The sequence below is a fragment of the Amycolatopsis coloradensis genome (assembly GCF_001953865.1).
Classification (GTDB): domain Bacteria; phylum Actinomycetota; class Actinomycetes; order Mycobacteriales; family Pseudonocardiaceae; genus Amycolatopsis; species Amycolatopsis coloradensis.
This window is the reverse complement of the sequence record NZ_MQUQ01000010.1, coordinates 377,447-393,208: the sequence shown is the minus strand read 5'-3', so window position 1 is coordinate 393,208 and position 15,762 is coordinate 377,447. Positions and strand designations below refer to the sequence as shown.

At 71.3% G+C, this 15,762-nt stretch carries 13 protein-coding genes; 3 read left to right on the top strand and 10 right to left on the bottom strand.

The genetic code is table 11. From position 1 onward, the window contains the following. Window positions 1-93 precede the first annotated feature (93 nt). Genes BS329_RS20170 through BS329_RS20150 form a run of 5 tightly spaced genes read right to left on the bottom strand, consistent with a single transcriptional unit; the run spans window position 94 to window position 4,471 of the window. On the bottom strand, window positions 94-1,056 hold the full coding sequence (locus BS329_RS20170) for a DUF6177 family protein (protein WP_076162758.1): 963 nt from the start codon (window positions 1,054-1,056) through the stop codon (window positions 94-96). After that, window positions 1,041-1,397 (bottom strand): hypothetical protein, encoded by a 357-nt coding sequence (locus BS329_RS20165; RefSeq protein WP_076162757.1) that lies wholly within the window; start codon window positions 1,395-1,397, stop codon window positions 1,041-1,043. Before BS329_RS20165 ends, BS329_RS20170 begins: the two co-directional genes overlap by 16 nt. A gap of 56 nt (window positions 1,398-1,453) precedes the next feature. Beyond that, window positions 1,454-2,116 (bottom strand): winged helix-turn-helix domain-containing protein, encoded by a 663-nt coding sequence (locus BS329_RS20160; RefSeq protein WP_076162756.1) that lies wholly within the window; start codon window positions 2,114-2,116, stop codon window positions 1,454-1,456. Between the two features lie 55 nt (window positions 2,117-2,171). Then, complete coding sequence (locus tag BS329_RS20155) at window positions 2,172-3,827, bottom strand: right-handed parallel beta-helix repeat-containing protein (protein ID WP_076162755.1); 1,656 nt, start codon at window positions 3,825-3,827, stop codon at window positions 2,172-2,174. Beyond that, window positions 3,827-4,471, bottom strand: a complete 645-nt coding sequence (locus tag BS329_RS20150) for a helix-turn-helix transcriptional regulator (protein ID WP_076162754.1) — start codon at window positions 4,469-4,471, stop codon at window positions 3,827-3,829. The genes BS329_RS20155 and BS329_RS20150 overlap by 1 nt, the downstream gene beginning before the upstream one ends. A 158-nt stretch (window positions 4,472-4,629) precedes the next feature. Between BS329_RS20150 and BS329_RS20145 the strand changes: the two genes are divergently transcribed. Both BS329_RS20145 and BS329_RS20140 read left to right on the top strand, forming a co-directional pair. Beyond that, window positions 4,630-5,295 (top strand): response regulator transcription factor, encoded by a 666-nt coding sequence (locus BS329_RS20145; RefSeq protein WP_208619236.1) that lies wholly within the window; start codon window positions 4,630-4,632, stop codon window positions 5,293-5,295. Beyond that, the gene (locus BS329_RS20140) at window positions 5,292-6,548 is read left to right on the top strand and encodes a sensor histidine kinase (RefSeq protein ID WP_076162753.1); all 1,257 of its coding nucleotides are present in this window, start codon (window positions 5,292-5,294) and stop codon (window positions 6,546-6,548) included. Before BS329_RS20145 ends, BS329_RS20140 begins: the two co-directional genes overlap by 4 nt. Before the next feature lie 513 nt (window positions 6,549-7,061). On the opposite strand, the gene eccB is transcribed toward BS329_RS20140, so the two are convergent. Then, entirely contained in the window at window positions 7,062-8,495 is a 1,434-nt protein-coding gene (gene eccB, locus BS329_RS20130; protein ID WP_076162751.1) for a type VII secretion protein EccB, read from the bottom strand. 4 nt (window positions 8,496-8,499) lie between these two features. Beyond that, window positions 8,500-9,882 carry a type VII secretion integral membrane protein EccD gene (eccD, locus tag BS329_RS20125; protein WP_076162750.1) on the bottom strand — a complete coding sequence of 461 codons (1,383 nt, stop codon included), beginning with the start codon at window positions 9,880-9,882 and terminating at the stop codon, window positions 8,500-8,502. 102 nt (window positions 9,883-9,984) lie between these two features. Between eccD and BS329_RS20120 the strand changes: the two genes are divergently transcribed. Continuing rightward, window positions 9,985-11,397 (top strand): serine/threonine protein kinase, encoded by a 1,413-nt coding sequence (locus tag BS329_RS20120; protein WP_076162749.1) that lies wholly within the window; start codon window positions 9,985-9,987, stop codon window positions 11,395-11,397. 83 nt (window positions 11,398-11,480) lie between these two features. On the opposite strand, the gene BS329_RS20115 is transcribed toward BS329_RS20120, so the two are convergent. The 3 genes from BS329_RS20115 to BS329_RS20105 are packed head-to-tail and all read right to left on the bottom strand — an operon-like array spanning window position 11,481 to window position 15,735. Next, a complete protein-coding gene (locus BS329_RS20115) occupies window positions 11,481-13,655 on the bottom strand; it encodes a transglutaminase TgpA family protein (protein WP_076162748.1) in 2,175 nt (724 codons plus the stop codon). Beyond that, on the bottom strand, window positions 13,652-14,779 hold the full coding sequence (locus BS329_RS20110) for a DUF58 domain-containing protein (protein WP_076162747.1): 1,128 nt from the start codon (window positions 14,777-14,779) through the stop codon (window positions 13,652-13,654). The genes BS329_RS20115 and BS329_RS20110 overlap by 4 nt, the downstream gene beginning before the upstream one ends. Window positions 14,780-14,781: 2 nt before the next feature. Continuing rightward, entirely contained in the window at window positions 14,782-15,735 is a 954-nt protein-coding gene (locus tag BS329_RS20105; RefSeq protein WP_076162746.1) for an AAA family ATPase, read from the bottom strand. Between the last annotated feature and the right edge of the window lie 27 nt (window positions 15,736-15,762).

Below are 15,762 nucleotides of genomic sequence, written 5' to 3'. Positions count from 1 at the left end.
GCCAGGGTGCTGACCCGGATGTCGCGAAAGCCACTTTCGGGACGTCTGATGTCCCGAAAGTGGCTTTCGCGACATGCCCGGTCCCGCGGCTCGCTACGCCGTGTCCGGCAGGGCGAAGTGCCGGAGGATATCGGCGAGCTGCTCGTACGGGGTACGTCGTCCGCCGTGCACCGTGCACCAGGCGGCGGAACCGAGGATCGTGACCCGCTCGGCCGGGGCCAGCTCGGCGTGGTCCACCCCGCGCGCGGCGACTATCTCGCGCCCGGCGAGGAAACCGTAGGGCAGCGCGGGCCGGGTCGGTTCGCTGGAACGCGAACCGCCCTTCCGGCCGGGATGCACGGCGGCGAGCATCAGCCGCGCCGTGGCGGCGACCTGCCCGGCCATGGCCGTGACGTGGTCCGGTCGCAGCGTCCCGACGGCGGGGCCGCTGAGCCTGGTCTCTTCGAGCAACCCGTCGTCCGAAGGCGACACACGCAGTTGTCCCGCCACGCCGGGACCGACCACGACGAGCTGGGTGCGTTCGGGCGCCCGATCCCGGCAGTGCTCGGTGACCTCGCCCGCCGACCAGGGCCGCGTGGCGGGCTCGGCGTTTCCCCAGCCCGTCGGCGGGCCGCCGGTGAACGCCCGCAGCACTGCTTCGGCGCCGGCGCCGAGCCGGAGCGGTCCCCCGGCCGGGTGCACGGTGGTGATCCGCACCTCGACGTCGCCGGAGTTCATCTTCGGCTCCACCGGGACGGCGGGCTGGTGGCCCGGAACGCGGGCGAACCGCGTTCCGTTCCAGCTCACCGGGAACCCGAGGAGCCCATGGCGGTGGCGTCCGGCGTCGTCCTCGACGATCCAGTCGGCCGCGGCGTCGTGGAGCAGCAACTCCATCGGATAGGTGAGGCCGCTCTGTTCGGGGGTGAGCAGCTGGAGCACCCTCGCGCTCCCCAAGGCGGACCGTGCCGCGTCGATCATCCACGACGAAGCGGGCACCACGGCGCGGGACTGCTCGACGATCAAGGCTTCCGAAGTCGCCCAGTCGGCAGCGGGATGCCCGGTCACCTGCTCGACCACGACAACCCCCCGGTTCCGCGGACCAGGGCGTCGGTGAACGCCCGCGCGACGGCCTCCGCCTCCGGATCGTCGTCGGGAGCACGGCTTTCCACCCACCACACCGGATTCGGTACCTCGACTTCGTCACCGATCCCGAGCAGCCGCCGTACCTCGCCGGGGACCTGGACCAGCCTGGCTTCCTCGATGCTCAGCAGCAGCCGTCCGTCGGGATGGCACAGCTGCGCCAAGGGCCGCTCCGCCGCGGTGTACGCGGTCAGGCCGCCGCTCAGGGGCAGGATCGACTCGACAGCGTTCGCCGGATCCGGCCGCTCCCCGCACAGCCCGATGATGTCGAAGGTCACGTGACGATTAGACGCCCGGCGCGACTGCCGTGCCCTCCGCTGGCCGGAAGCTGCCGTCAGAGGGGCGCCATCCGGTACCCCGACCCCCGCACGGTGTGGATCAGCGGCGGATCTTTCAGCTTCCGCCGCAGCCGCGCGATGACGACGTCGAGCACGTTCGACGCCGGGTCCGCCATCTCGTCCCACGCGTAGCGGATCAGTTCCCGCCGCGAGACAGGCCGCCCGGTCGCCGCCATCAGCCGTTCCATGACGAGGTATTCCTTGCGGGTCACGGTGAGCAGCACCCCCGCCCGCGAGATCTGGTGCCTGCCGGTGTCGAGTTCGACGTCCGCGCAGCGCAGCACCACCGCCTGTCCGGCCATGTCGCGGCGGCACAGGCTCCGCACCCGTGCGATCAGTTCCGGCATCGCGAACGGCTTGGCGAGGTAGTCGCCGCCACCGACGCGCAGACCGTCGACGCGGTCGGTGACGCTGTCGCGCGCGGTGAGGAACAACACAGGCATCGGCCACCCCGCGCTTCGCCGGTCGCGCACGTACCCCAGCGCGTCACCCGACGGAAGCATCCGGTCGAACACCGCGCAGTCGTAGGCGTTCACCGTCAGCGCCTCGTCGGCGGCGGGCAGGTCAGCGGCGGTGTCCACCGCGAATCCGTCGCCGCGCAGGGCGAATTCCAGCGCCACCCGCAAGTTTTCGTCGTCCTCGGTCACCAGCACCCGCACACTGGCACCTTAGTGTCGGTGACCCCGGGTCCGCGATCGACGTTCGGCCACGGCGTCAGCGTGCCGCGGCGACCACCACGTCGGCCACGTGCAACCCGCGCAGTTCCTCGACGGTCGGCATCCGGCCCAGCAGTCGCAATCGTTGGGCCTGTGCCTTGCGCGCCTCCTCGAACAACCGTCGCGCGTCCCGCGCGTTGCCGAAGTTGGCGTCGCCGGAGACGAGCCGGAAGTAGTCGGTGAGCACCGGGTCCGCGTCCGGGTCGAGTTCGTAGTCGCCCGCCGCGGCCATCCGGCCGAAAATCGAGAGAAGCTCGGCGGGGCTGTAGTTCTCGAACTCGATCCGCTTGCCGAAGCGGGACGCGAGACCCGGGTTGGCTGCCAGGAAATCGACCATCTCGCCGGTGTACCCGGCCACGATCACCGCCACCTCGTCGCGGTGCTCCTCCATCATCGGGACGAGGGTGTCGATCGCTTCCTGGCCGAAGTCGCCGCCGGATCCGGCGAGCCGCGAAAGCGTGTACGCCTCGTCGATGAACAAGACGCCACCCTTGGCCTGCTCGAACACCGTGGCGGTCTTCTCCGCCGTGTGCCCGATGTACTGCCCGACGAGATCACGGCGCGAGACCTCGCGGAACTGACCCTGCGGCAGGATTCCCAGTGCCTTCAGCAGTTTGCCGTAGATCCGCGCGACCGTGGTCTTCCCGGTACCGGGCGCGCCCGCGAAGATCAGGTGATGGGCGGCCGCGCCGATCGGCAACCCGGCCCGGCGCCGCCATTCGTTGACCTGCAGCTCGTCGACGAGAGCGCGCACCTCCGCCTTCACGCCGGGCAGTCCGATCATGGCGTCGAGTTCGGCCAGCATCTCGTCGAGCCCGAGGTCACCGGAGGAACCCGGACCCGCCGGATCCGCCGCGGTGACGGTCGCGGTCGCGCTCTCGGCGATCGCGATCCCCGGTTCGGCGGTGTTCTCGACGCGGCAGGCGGTGACCGAACCCCCGCAGCCCGCCCCGAACACGATCCCGGAACCCCCTACGTCGCTGACCGTGCACCGCTTCAGCACCGGCGTGCTGTGGTGCGCCACGGAGATGCCCTCGTAGCCGGTGTTCGCGATCACGCAGCCTTCGATGACGGGCCGGGCGTATTGGTAGACGTAGAAACCACGCAGCCCGCATCCGGTCACGGTGCAGTTCCGGACGACCGGATCGGCACCGAACCCGATGGTGATCCCGTCGCCGGTCATGTCCTCGACGGTCGTGTCTTCGAGCCTGCCCGGCGCGCCGTCGATGACGATTCCCTGTTCCGCCGCCGAAATCACGCAGCCGGTCACCTCGAAGGGCATCGAACCGCGGATGGTGACCGCCGGCCCGCGACCGCCCGAGACGGTGCAGCGGTCCATGGTCAATCCGGCGTCGTCGGCCACGACGGCGGACGACGTGTCCGCCAGCAGCTCGATCCCTTTCAGGACAAGCGCTCCACCGGTCGCGCGGAACACGGGACGGTCGGCGCCGCGACCGTCGATGACCACGATGGCGTCCCTCGCCGCGGCGAGGGTCACCCGAATGCCGGTCACTTCGACGGTTTCCGCGTATTCACCGCCCGAGACGGTGATGACGGCGCCGTCGGTCGCCGCCGACAGCGCGTCACCGATGGTCGGGTAGGCACCGGGCCGCGACGCGACGAGCAGGGCACGGCCGGGAGTCGACGTGGTCATCAGCCCGCCTTGGCCATCAGCCAGCCGCGGTCGACGGCCTTGGCGCCCGCCTGGAACCGGCTGCGGGCACCGAGCCGGTTCATGATGTCGGCGACCATCCGGCGCACCGTGCGCACCGAGATACCGAGCCGCGCGGCGGCGGATTCGTCGGTCGTGCCCGAGAAGAGCAGCGTCAGCAGTTCCTGCTCGCGGCAGGTCAGGATCGAAGCGTCCTCGGGCTCCGGGAGGTCCAGCGGGACGAGCGGCGCGGCGGCCTGCCAGATCCGCTCGAACAGGCCGACCGTCGCGGTGACCACGCCGGGCAGCCGGAACACCGCGGAACCGGCCTGCCTGCCTTCCGCGGGAAGGACGACCGACGTCCGGTCGATCACCAGCGCGTCCATCGGGACCTCGGCGTCGGTCCGTACTTCGGCACCGGCCCGCGACATGCGGTTGAGCGCACCGGACAGCCGGGCCGAATCGGGGAAGAGCACCTTGTGACGCACCCCGGGACGCACGTTCGCGAGCGCGATCCGCTGGAACGTCGAGTCCGTCCCCGTGCTCATCACGAGCACTTCGCCGGTCGCTTCCGCCAGAAGTTCGCCGAGCCCCGTCCGGTCACGGGCTCCCATGACCAGGCTGAGCTGTCCGGTCTGCACGGTCATCGCAGGTACCTCCCTCTTCCCCCGGCGCGGTGCCGCCGACGACGTCCTGTTCATGCCAGTTCCGCCCGCCAGGGCGGGCCGGTGCGCCCGAAGCGTTAGCGTTCAGGGGCACCGCGAACTGCATGCGTCTACTTTCGCTGTCCGAACATGAGGTTTTGATGACACGGGTGATGGTCGTCGAAGACGACGGGAATCTGCGGCTCGCGCTGGTCACGCAGCTGCGTTCGGCCGGCTTCGTCGTCGACGAAGCAGGCGACATCGCGACGGCGGACCGGTTCCTGCGCGGAACGCACCACGACTGCGTGGTGCTGGACCGGATGCTGCCGGACGGCGACGCCATCGAGTACGTCCACATGCGACGGCAGCTGGGCTGGCGGGCGCCGGTGCTGTTCCTCACCGCCCGCGACGCGCTCGCCGACCGGGTGGCCGGGTTCGAGCACGGCGGCGACGACTACCTCGTGAAACCGTTCGTGATGGCCGAACTGACCGAGCGGGTGAGCAACCTGTGCCGCCGGTCCGCGTTCGACCGGCCCTCGGTGCTGCACCACGAAGACCTGGTCATGGACTGCGCGCGGCGCGAGGTGCGCCGGGCGGGCGTGCTGCTCACCTTGACCAACAAGGAGTACGCCGTGCTCGAATACCTGCTGACCAGGGCGGGACTGCCGGTGCGGCGGGCCGATCTGATCGAGCACTGCTGGGACGAGCAGGCCGATCCGATGTCCAATGTGGTCGATGTGGTGGTGAAGCGGTTGCGCCGCAAGTTGAAGGAGCCCGAACTGATCCACGCCGTCCGCGGCCTCGGCTACCGCCTGGGCAGCCGATGAACACCCATTCCTCCGCCGATCGGCTGCGCAGGCTGCGCTGGACACTGACCGCGTTGTTCACCGTGATGAACACGCTCGGGCTGGTCGTCTTCGCGTGGCTGCTCATCAGCGAGGACAGGGACCAGGGCGAGCAGCGGATCGACGCCGAGCTGAGCCAGGTCACGTCGTCGGTCAGCAGGCTGGTCGCCTTCGACGGCACCGTCGACTTCGGCTTCGTCAACACCGACGTGCTGAACGACCGCTGCCCGCAGTTCGCGATCCTGCCCGGCGGCGCACCCGCGTTCCAGGCGCACCTTTCGCGGGCCGAGTGCGTCCCGATGAGCGCGCAGTTGTTGAACGGCCTCGCCACCGAAGCGGTGCGGACCGGAAAACTGGTCCAGGGCCATCAAAAGGCGACCAACGGCCAGGTGGTCAAGGTCCGCGCCGAACCGTTGCGCGACACCGACGGCAAGGCGTTCGCGGCCGTCGTCGCGGTGAAGTCCACCGAGGCCGAGTCCGGCGCGCACACCCAGTTCACGCTGCTGGTGATCGGCGGTGCCGTGCTGCTGATCGCGGTCATGGGTTTCGCGGGCCACCTGCTGTCCGGCCGCTCGATCCGGCCGGCGGCGGCGGCCCTGCAACAGCAGGAAGTCCTGCTGGCCGAGACCGCGCACGACCTCCGCACCCCGGTCGCCGCCCTGCGCGCGCTCGCCGAAACCGCGATGGCCAACCCCGCCCAGTCGGCGGAACTCCTGCCGCGCACCGTCCGCCTCGCCGCGAGAATGGGCGGGATCATCGACGACCTGCTCGTCCGCGCCCGGCTCGCCGCGGGGGTGGAACAACTGAGCATCCAGCCGATCTGGCTCGACCAGCTGGTGGTGGGCGTGGTCGAGGACAGCGCGACCGACGGCGCCGAAGTCACCGTCACCGCCGCGCCCACGAAGGTCAACGCCGATCCCGCGCTGCTGCAACGGGCGATCGGCAACCTTCTCGACAACGCCGTCCGTTACGGCCGCCAGCCGGGCGCGGCGAAGGCGTTCGTGCACCTGACCGTCGCAGGCGGCACCGTGACCGTCGCGGACCACGGCCCTGGCATCGACACCACGATGGCGGGCGACGCCTTCGACCGGTTCGCCAGTACCGGCGGGTCTTCCGGGCTCGGGCTGTCCATCGTGCGGTGGGTCGCGCAGGCACACGGCGGCACTCTCGCGGTGTACAACGCGGACGAGGGCGGCGCGATCTTCGAACTGCGGTTCCCGGTCAGCGGCGCTTGACCACCGAGCCGTGAGTCCGCGAAGGCCTCCTTCCCTACCTTGAGGGTCGATGCCAGGAACTCAAGGTCGGCGGCGCGGGCGTTTTTCTCCAGTGTCGGCGGTCCGTGAAGGCCTCCTTGAGGGACCCTGGGTCCCTCAAGGACGACCCGCATTTGTGTACCTATGCCTGGTTTCCGCGGGCATCGTCGCCTGGTCTCACACCTTGATCAACGGAAGATTCGGGACACTCAACGCCCCCAATCGTCCGTTGATCAAGCTCGTGCCGATCACGACCCCGTGGACCCGCAACCGAGCGGGGAAGATTCCGGACGTCCAACGACCGGAATCTTCCCCACCCGACCACACCGGCAACCCGCACAAGCTCCACACCCGCGGGTAAACAAATACGAAACCCTCAAAGGGCGGCGGTGCGGGCGTCTTTCTCCAGTGTCGGCGGTCCGTGAACACGGCCGAACAGCCTCAGTGAGTGTCCTTTATGGACAGTTGGGGAAGGAAACCTTCACGACCGAGCGGTCACCCACCCAGGGTTTGGCGCCGAGCGGCCGAAGGATCCAGGCTCGGCCCCTCCGGCAACCGCGCCACCAGACCGGCGGGCAGCCGCACCGGACGCGCCGACGGGTACCCGAGCATCTTCAGCACATCCGGTGAAGCCAGCGGATAGCGCCGCCCCATGTCGGTCACCACGGCCAGCGTCCCGGCCGGGGCCTGCGCCGACGGCATCGCCTCGACGACGATCGCGCTGCCCGGCGGCACGTGGACGCGGTCCGCGAGCGGTGTCCCGGTGGCGGTCCGGCGGGCGGTGGTGGACATCGGATCCGCGGCGGGCAGCGCGGGGTCGACGGTCAGCGAAGGGGCCGCGGCGGCGTCGGCGAAGGTGGCGCACACGGTGGCGTCCTGGTCGCGCAGGCGCGCGATGGCGGGGCGGATGGGCGGCGCCGCGCCCGCATCGGCCTGGATCGGGTCCAGTTGCCGGGACATGGTCGCCAGCGAAGGCGGCAGCGACACGGTTTCGGGCTCGGCACCGGGGTACGCGGCGAGCATATGGGAGCTCGCGCGCTGGACGTCGTACTGCAGTTCGGTGATCGGCCGCAGGGCGTCCCGTTCGGCGAGGTAGTGCTGTTTGCCGCCGCCGGAGGTCTGCACCATCAGCAGCATCCCGTTGCGGATGTCGGTCCGGCCCGGCACCGCGGTGGACACCTCCCCCGCCGCCGCGACGGGCAGCGGGCCGATCGGCGCGCCCTCCGGCAGCACGTCGAGCCATGCCCTGCCGACCCGCGCCCACGGCTCCGCGGTGAGCGCGAGCCCGGTGCCGACGGCACCGTAATCGTCGATCTTGTGCCGGTGCCCGCGCCACACCAGGAACCGGTCGCCGGTCGACGTCGATTCCACCAGCAGCGCCTGTTCCCCCAGCTCCGCACCGCCCGACGGCGACGCGCCGGCCAGCAGGACCGACTCCTCGATCCGGCTGCCCGCGAGGTCACTGGCCGGTGCCGAGCACAGCGACCACGAGCCGGTCAGCAGCTTTTCCGTGCCGGGCAAGGCGTCCGGCGCGTCGGAGATGCCGATCCTCGGCCCACGCGGGACTCCGGCGAGCGAGTCACGCGAAACCCGTTCCGTGGTGCGGTGGTCGCCGAGCAGCAGCAGCGCCGACGTGTAGTTCGCGACGGGGTGGAGCCTGCCGTCCAGGTAGACGTACCTGGTGCCGGTCTCCTTCTCCACGATGACCGCGGAATCCTTGCGCCAGGCGTTGTTCCCGCCGGGCACGATCATGCCGTACACCCCGACGCACGCCAATGCCACGATCGCCAGCGCGACAGAGGCGAACGCGGCACCGGACGGACGGCGGAACGGCGGTTGCTCCGGATCGGTCTCCCTCGTCACCAGCGCGGAAATCGCGCGCTGCACCAGGAATTGGTATGCCTGGAGTTGATCCCGTTTGGACGCCATGGTTTCAGCCCCCCAGTCCGCGCACGTAGCCGTACAGGCCGAGCACCGAGCACGCCACCGGGACGACGGCGATCATCACCAGGATCTCGAAGTATTCGGCGATCCGGCCGAGGTACGGGTTGGCGGCGCGAGTGCTCAGCGCGATTCCGGAGGCGACCACGCCCGCGGCCACCGCCAAGGACAACGGTCCGGCGAGGACGAGCAGCAGCGAGCGGTCCGCCATCAAGGGTCCCGCCAGCAGGCAGCCGGCGCCGAAGATCCCGGTCACCAGCACCGGGAGCCGCTGACGCAGGATCGGATACAGCCGCGCCCGCACCAGGAAACCGGCCGCGAGCAGGGCGACGAGGATGACCGCCGCCTCGCTGTCACTGCGGATCAGCTGGAGCTGGCAGTACATGACGACGATCGCCGCGCCGCCCAGCATCCCGGTGAGCAGCGCGTCCGCTCTGGCCACGGCGGCGTGCACGAGGTCGAGCGGTGGCTGGGGATCGTCGCGGACGAGGTCCGCGGTCGAGCGTGGCAGCACCGGCATCGGCACCCGGCCGAGCCGCAGCGCCAGTGGCGCGAACGTGGTCGAGAGCGCGAGCACGCCGCCGCCGATCACGGCCGCCGACCGGTAGCCCGCCAAGTCGTCGAAGGTGGCCAGCCAGCCGCCGAGCACCCCCAGGAGGCCGACGGTGGCGGCGCCCGCGAACAGTTCGGGCGCCGCGGTCACCCCGAGATGGCCGACGACGGCCGCGAGCGACAACGCCGCGCTCGCCGGCAACAGGTGACCGGCCGACAGCGCGCCGATCGGATCATCGCCCGCCAGCAGCAGACCGCCGCCGGTGAAGGCGAACGGAAGCGCGACAGCGGCGAGAACCGCGCCCGCCCCGGCGTCACGGAGCGCTCGCGCGAGCAGTACACCCGCGGCCAGCAGCAGAGCGGAAACCGCCAGCGCCCACACCGCGGGGGACGTCCATGGCGGTCCGGCGCGCAACACCGCGACCAGACCGAACGACAACGCCACCGCACCGGCCGCCAGCCCGGCCTGCCGCGTGTGCCGCGGTCCCCACGCCTTGCCGGTGCGGCCGGAACCCGTAGCGATCGCGTCCACGAGGTCGTCGTACTCGGGTTCGGGCCATTCGGCGCGGCGCGGCGTGAGATGGAGGATCTCCCCGTCCCGGACCCGGTGCGCGCCCAGCGTCCGGTCCGGATCGAAGGCCGTCCCGTCGGCGCGGCGCAACTGCCAGCCGCCGCCGGCGACCCCGTCGTCGGCCATCCCTTCGCCCGCCCGCGCGAGCAGACCGGGGAGGATTTCGGCGACGGAGGCGTGTTCCGGCAGCGCCATGTCGATGCGCCGGTGCGGAGTGGTGATGGTGACCCTGACCAGGCCGGCAGTCTGCATGGGAAAAGGGTCGGCCAGCGACCGGGCCGCCGGGCAGGCACGGCAGGAACCTGCCGCCGGGAAAGTACGCCGGATCCGCCCTTCTTGCGCGACAATGGAGCCATGAGCATCGAGACCCCCGTCGGCGGACCGAGGCTGCTCGCCCAGGGCCCCATCGCCACCGTGTACGCGGGCCGGGATCCCGTCACGGGCAACGACTTCGTGGTCAAAATGTTCCCCGGTTCCTTCGACCGCGAGACGTCGGCCTGGCTCGAGCGCGAACGCAAGGCGCTGGCCTCCGTGCGGTCGACGCGGTCGGTCCTGCAGATCGACGACGTCACGGCGTACCCCGACGGCCGCTCCGGTCTCCGCCGGGAACTGTGCCCGGGTTCGCTCGCCGGACTCCTGGATTCCGGTACCCGGCTGGGGGTTTCCGACGTGCTCGCCCTCGGCGCGGCGGTCGCGTCGGCGCTCGCCGCCGCGCACGGAGCGGACGTCCTGCACGGCGGGGTGAGCCCGCACAACGTGCTGTACCGCGCGTCCGGCGAGTTCGTGCTCGCCGACTTCGGCGTGGCTCTGCGGCGGCGATTCCCGCGCGACCCGATGTACGCGGTCGAGTACACCGCGCCGGAAACGCTGCGCGACGACACGCTTTCCCCCTCGTCCGACCTCTATGGACTCGGCGCGGTGCTCTACACCGCGTTGACCGGCGCGCCGCCCTTCCCCCGGCACACCGGGCAACAACCCGGCGAGCGAATCCTCCAGGTACTGCGGGAACCGGTGGCGCCGATCCAGGAAGCGGGTGTCCCGAGGGAGCTTTCCGGCACGATCCTCCGGTTGCTGGCCAAGGAACCGGCCGACCGGCCACAGGACGTCGCGTCGCTGGCCCGGCTGTTCACGAAGCTGCGCCTGCCGGGCGGCGAGGTCGTCACCGGGGAATCCTTCGACGTGCCGGGCGAAGAAGAGGCCGTCGACGTCGAATTCGACGACTTCGCCGAGGTCCACCGGCCCGCCGCTCCGGCGCTCCTGGCGCCGGTCCAGGTGGTGCAGGCACCGCCGGCGAGCGGGCGCACCCTGATCCGCGAGTTCAGCGGCCCGCTCAAAGCGGAGCGCATGGTTCCCTGGCGGCCCATCGCGGTGGCGGGCGCGGGAGTGCTCGTCGCCGGGCTGGCCGTGGTGCCGCTGTTCCTCGGCCCGGCTCAGATCGGCGGGCAGGCCGTCCCGGTGGCGGCCGCGATCCCGCCGCCGTCACCGGCTTCCGCACCGGCCCCGGACGTCAAGCTGGCCCTCGCCCCGCCGCGGGATCAGAGCGATCACGTGCAGCTGACCTGGACCGCGGAAGGCGAACTGGACTTCGTCGTGGTCATGGCGGGCGAGCGGCTCGAGACGAAACAGCTCGTCGCCCACCGCCAGCGCGGCCTGGACGTCCCGGTGGACCCGGCGCGCCGGTACTGCTTCCAGCTCAGGGCGACCGACGGACGTCACGTCTACACCACCGACCCGGTCCCGATCCGCGGCGCCCGCTGCAACCCGTGACCTCGCCCAGTACATGAAGGCCCCCTTCCTTGCGCTAGGCGCAAGGAAGGGGGCCTTCATGTACTTCAGGCGACCAGCCCCCGTCAGCTCCCGTCGCGGGACTTGATCGGGACCAGGGTCCGCGGCTCGAGTGCCGCCAGCACCCGAGCCGCGAACGGTCTGGCGGCGAGCCCCTTGCGCACCTCGCCGACCTCTTGCCAGGCCCGCCGGACGGCGCCGTCGCCCACCGGGACCCCGGACCACAGCGTCACGTCCAGCACCTTGGCCAGCCGCGCGACGGGCTCGCGGATCCCTTCCCCGGCAAGCAAACCCGCCGATTCCGCGAGATCGCGCGGGGTCATCCCGATCCGGAACGGCACACCGTGCGCGCGCAACCGGTCGCGGATCTCGTCCCAGGCGCCGAGTACTCCTTCGGCGCCCGAACGGCGACGCCGCCGCCGAGCCCGGACGACCTTCGCCATCGGGACCCCGAAGAGCCAGAATAGTCCAAAAAGGACAATCAAAGCGGCGAGCGCAGGCCACCACCAGCTCGCACCCGCGTCGGCGCTCTGGTCCTCGGCGGCGTCCGGTGGCGTGCCCGGCGGAAGCTGCGGCGGCCGCAATTCCTGCTCGGCGGGCAACTGGGCCCTCGCCCGCGCGACCGCCTTGCCGGGACCGGCCTGATCCTGCTTCGCCTTGCCCGCCGTGGCTGTCGGGTCGAGCGCCACCCAGCCCACCCCGGCGACCGCGACTTCGGGCCACGCCAGGACATCGCGGTTGCGGACGACGTTCATCCCGCCGTCGGTCTCGGCCGAACCGCGGAACCCGACGACCAGCCGCGCCGGGATGCCGTTCATCCGCGCCAAGACCACGTACGCGGCGGCGAACTGCTCGCTCGTCCCCCGCTTGTTCTCCAGCAGGAAATGCCGCAGCTGCGGCCAGCCGTGCCCGGTCGGCAGATCCTCCTTGCCCACCGCGACCTGATAGTTCGTGCTGAGAAAGCGTTCCAGCTGCAACGCGGACTGGAACGTCGGCCGCAGACCGCGCACGGCCTCCTTGGCCACCTGCTCGACCTCCGGAGGCACCGCGCCGAGCGCGCCGAGCCCGCCCGGCGCCCGCGCGTCGACCTCACCGGTACCGAGATCGACGTCGGGTGAAGACCAGTTGAGCCGGTAGTCCCGCGCCTGCCCTGCCGACGGCGAATCCATCATCAGGGTGCCCGCGGTCTGGTCCACCAGCGGCGTCAACCCGTCCACGCCGGTGAGATCCGGATGACTCGGCAGCCACGGTCCCGCGAGCCCGCGCACCCGCAACTCGGCGGTGCCGCCCGCACCGTCCGGCGCGCCGTCGAGACCCGCGCCGAGCCGCCGGAGCCGGGAATCGGCGAGCCAGTTCACGCCGTCGAAACCGTTCAGCACGATCAAGCGCCACTGGTCGACCGGCATGTCGCTCCGGTAGCGGAAGACCTCTTCCTCCGGCTGGGTGAGCCGCTGGGCGATCTGGTCCAGCGGATTGCCGAGCCTGCTCTTCGGCGGCGGCGCGGCCTGGGTGTCCTTGAGCGTCAGCGGATCGCGGCCGACCGGGTCGAGCCCGGCGAGCGCGACCGCGCCCGCGACGAGCGCGACCACAGTGGACAGTGCGGGCCACACCGCCGATCCCGTCATCCGCCACGAGAACCGCGGCCCACCGGGCACCCGGCTCACCGATCGGGTGCGACGGCCGGTCCAGAGCAGGAGACCGGCGGGCAGCGCGTACGCCAGCGCCGCCGCCACCGCGCCGATACCCGTCAACGCCTGATACGCCTGCGCGAGTCCGGCGACGACCAGGCTCGGCACGAGCGCCACCAGCGGCTTCTTCAGGCGCAGCACCAATTCCAGCCCGAGCACGACGGCGATCAGCACGGTCAGCGGGACGAACAGCACCTGGTCGGGGACCGGCCGCGCGGGCCAGGTGGACTGCAGGGTGAGCCGCCAGCCCTCGGTGAGGCCACGGGCCACCCCCTGCAACGAAGCCCCCGTGGGGAGGAAGGCGAGCGTGGTCGAGGTGAGCACCGTCTCGATCAGGCCGAGCAGCCCGGCAAGCGCCACGAGCAACGGCCTGAAGGGGGTCAGTTCGGGGAACTTGGCGGTCAGTTCGACGCAGCCGTAGCCGACGAGGACGACCACCAGCACCGGAACGAGCAGCGGTTCCCAGCCGAACACCGGCGTGAACAGCACTCCGGCGACCCCGGACGCGCCGAGCAGCGCGGCGACCGCGATCCGGTCGAATTTCGCGCTCATGCCTTCCCCGCCAAGGAATTCCACCGTGCCGCGGCACCGGCCGCGTCGACCGCGATGATCAGGCCGTTCGCCCCCGCCGACGGCCTGAGGTCGCCGAGCCGGAACACCGTGTCGGGCTGCCAGCGCGCGGCATGGCCCAGGTCGGCGTCCGGCCCGGTGATCACGACGAGCACGCCCCTTGGACGCGACGCGGCGGCCAGCACCGAGGGCAGCAGCGGCGCGTCGTCCGCCGCGTCCTGGGTGACGAGAGCGAGTTCGTCCAGCAACGTCCTCGCCGCGCGCACCCCGCTGTCGGTCAGGGTGTCCGCGCCGGTGGCGGTGATCAGGCGGCAGTGCTGCCCCGCCGACGCCGACGCGTAGAACAGCGAGGCCGCCACTTCGACGGCCTCCTCGAAAACGGCCGGGTTCATCGACGCGCGCCGCGTGTCGAGCACGGCGGTGAACCGCGGCTGCGCCGGGTCGGCGTACTCGCGCACCATGAGCCGTCCGGTCCTGGCGGTCGCCTTCCAGTGCAGATGCCGGACCTCGTCGCCGACCACGTACTCCCGCACCGCGCGCAGATCCGCCGACCCGCGCAGCGGCGGATCGGTGATCGGGCCTTCGTGGTGGTGGCGGGGATGTCCCGCCTGTGCCGCGCGCACCGCGTGCCGTCGCGGATGCACCCACAACCACGCGGTGCCCCCGACGGTCAGGTCACCGCGCGCGAGGTCGAAAAGGTCCGGCCGGTGCACCACGAGCGGGCCGACCCGCAGCTTCCCCCGGGTCGTCGTCGGCAGTTCGTAGTGGTACGTCGCTTCCGCGCCGGGGGCGAGCGGGCGCACGCGCAGGTGATGCGTTTCGGTCCCGATGCCGTCGCCCGCGGCGAAACCGCCGTGGCGGCGCGAACCGGTGTTGCGCACGACGAGCGAGGCCAGCGCGGGCTTGCCGCATTCGACCCGGTCCGGCCGCACGGTCCGGCCGATCTCCACCTTCGGCCGGAACCTGGTGGTGGCCAAGGCGATCAGCACCGCGCCCGCCGCGATCCCCGCGAAGGCACGGAAAAACGTGTACCCGGCGAACTCGCCGAGGGCGTAGAACCCGGCGGCGAAGGCGAGCACGATGACGCCGCGGCGGGTGAGCCGCACGTCTACCTCCCCATCGCGGCCATGGGAGCGGCCGTCGCGCCCAGGAGTTCGTCGACGATGTCGGCGGTCCGCCGCTGGTTGAGCTCGGCGTCGGGGGTGAGCACGAGACGGTGGTCCAGCACCGGATGCGCGACGTCCTTGACGTCGTCCGGCGTCACGAAGTCGCGGCCGAAGGTGGCGGCGAGCCCCTGTGCGGCCCGGATCAGCGCGATGCTGCCGCGCGGGCTCGCGCCGTAGCGGACGTCCGGATGCGAACGGCTCGCCGCGGCCAGCCGGACCGCGTAGTTGACGATCTCCGGTGCCAGACGGGACTTCCGGACCTCGGCGATCACCTGCTGGACGTCGGCGATGCCCAGCACCGGCTTCAGTTCGTCCGGGGTCACGCCCGCGCAGTCGCCCATCACCACCCGCATCTCGGATTCCAGATCCGGGTAGCCGACCGAAATACGCATGAGGAACCGGTCCAGCTGCGCTTCGGGCAGCCGATAGGTGCCCTCCAGCTCGATCGGGTTCTGCGTGGCCACCACGAGGAACGGCCTCGGCACCGCCTGGCCGACCGAATCGACGGTCACCCGGCGCTCGGCCATCACCTCCAGCAGCGCGGCCTGCGTCTTCGGCGTCCCCCGATTGATCTCGTCCGCCAGCACGACGTTCGCGAAGATCCCGCCGGGGTGGAACTGGAAACGCTCGGCGTTCTGGTGGTAGACCATCACGCCGGTGATGTCGCCGGGCAGCAGGTCGGGGGTGAACTGGATCCGGCTCCACTTGCCGCCGATGCTGGCGGCGAGGCAGCGCGCGATCGTCGTCTTCCCGACACCGGGGACGTCCTCCATCAGCAGGTGTCCTTCGGCGAACAGTGCCGCCACGGTGAGCCGGACGACCTCCGGCTTGCCGCGCACCACCGATTGCACGTTTTCGGCGATCTGCTCGTAGGCGACCCTGGGTGTGAGCGTCACAGAACTTCCTTGTCCTTTCGTCGGCCG

Excerpts from the sequence above, each read along its gene's own strand:
- BS329_RS20155 (WP_076162755.1), bottom strand. The coding sequence starts at position 3,827 with ATGACCACGTCGACTCCCGGCCGTGCCCTGCTCGTCGCGTCGCGGCCC.
- BS329_RS20150 (WP_076162754.1), bottom strand. The coding sequence starts at position 4,471 with ATGACCGTGCAGACCGGACAGCTCAGCCTGGTCATGGGAGCCCGTGAC.
- BS329_RS20145 (WP_208619236.1), top strand. The coding sequence starts at position 4,630 with ATGACACGGGTGATGGTCGTCGAAGACGACGGGAATCTGCGGCTCGCG.
- BS329_RS20140 (WP_076162753.1), top strand. The coding sequence starts at position 5,292 with ATGAACACCCATTCCTCCGCCGATCGGCTGCGCAGGCTGCGCTGGACA.
- eccB (WP_076162751.1), bottom strand. The coding sequence starts at position 8,495 with ATGGCGTCCAAACGGGATCAACTCCAGGCATACCAATTCCTGGTGCAG.
- eccD (WP_076162750.1), bottom strand. The coding sequence starts at position 9,882 with ATGCAGACTGCCGGCCTGGTCAGGGTCACCATCACCACTCCGCACCGG.
- BS329_RS20120 (WP_076162749.1), top strand. The coding sequence starts at position 9,985 with ATGAGCATCGAGACCCCCGTCGGCGGACCGAGGCTGCTCGCCCAGGGC.
- BS329_RS20115 (WP_076162748.1), bottom strand. The coding sequence starts at position 13,655 with ATGAGCGCGAAATTCGACCGGATCGCGGTCGCCGCGCTGCTCGGCGCG.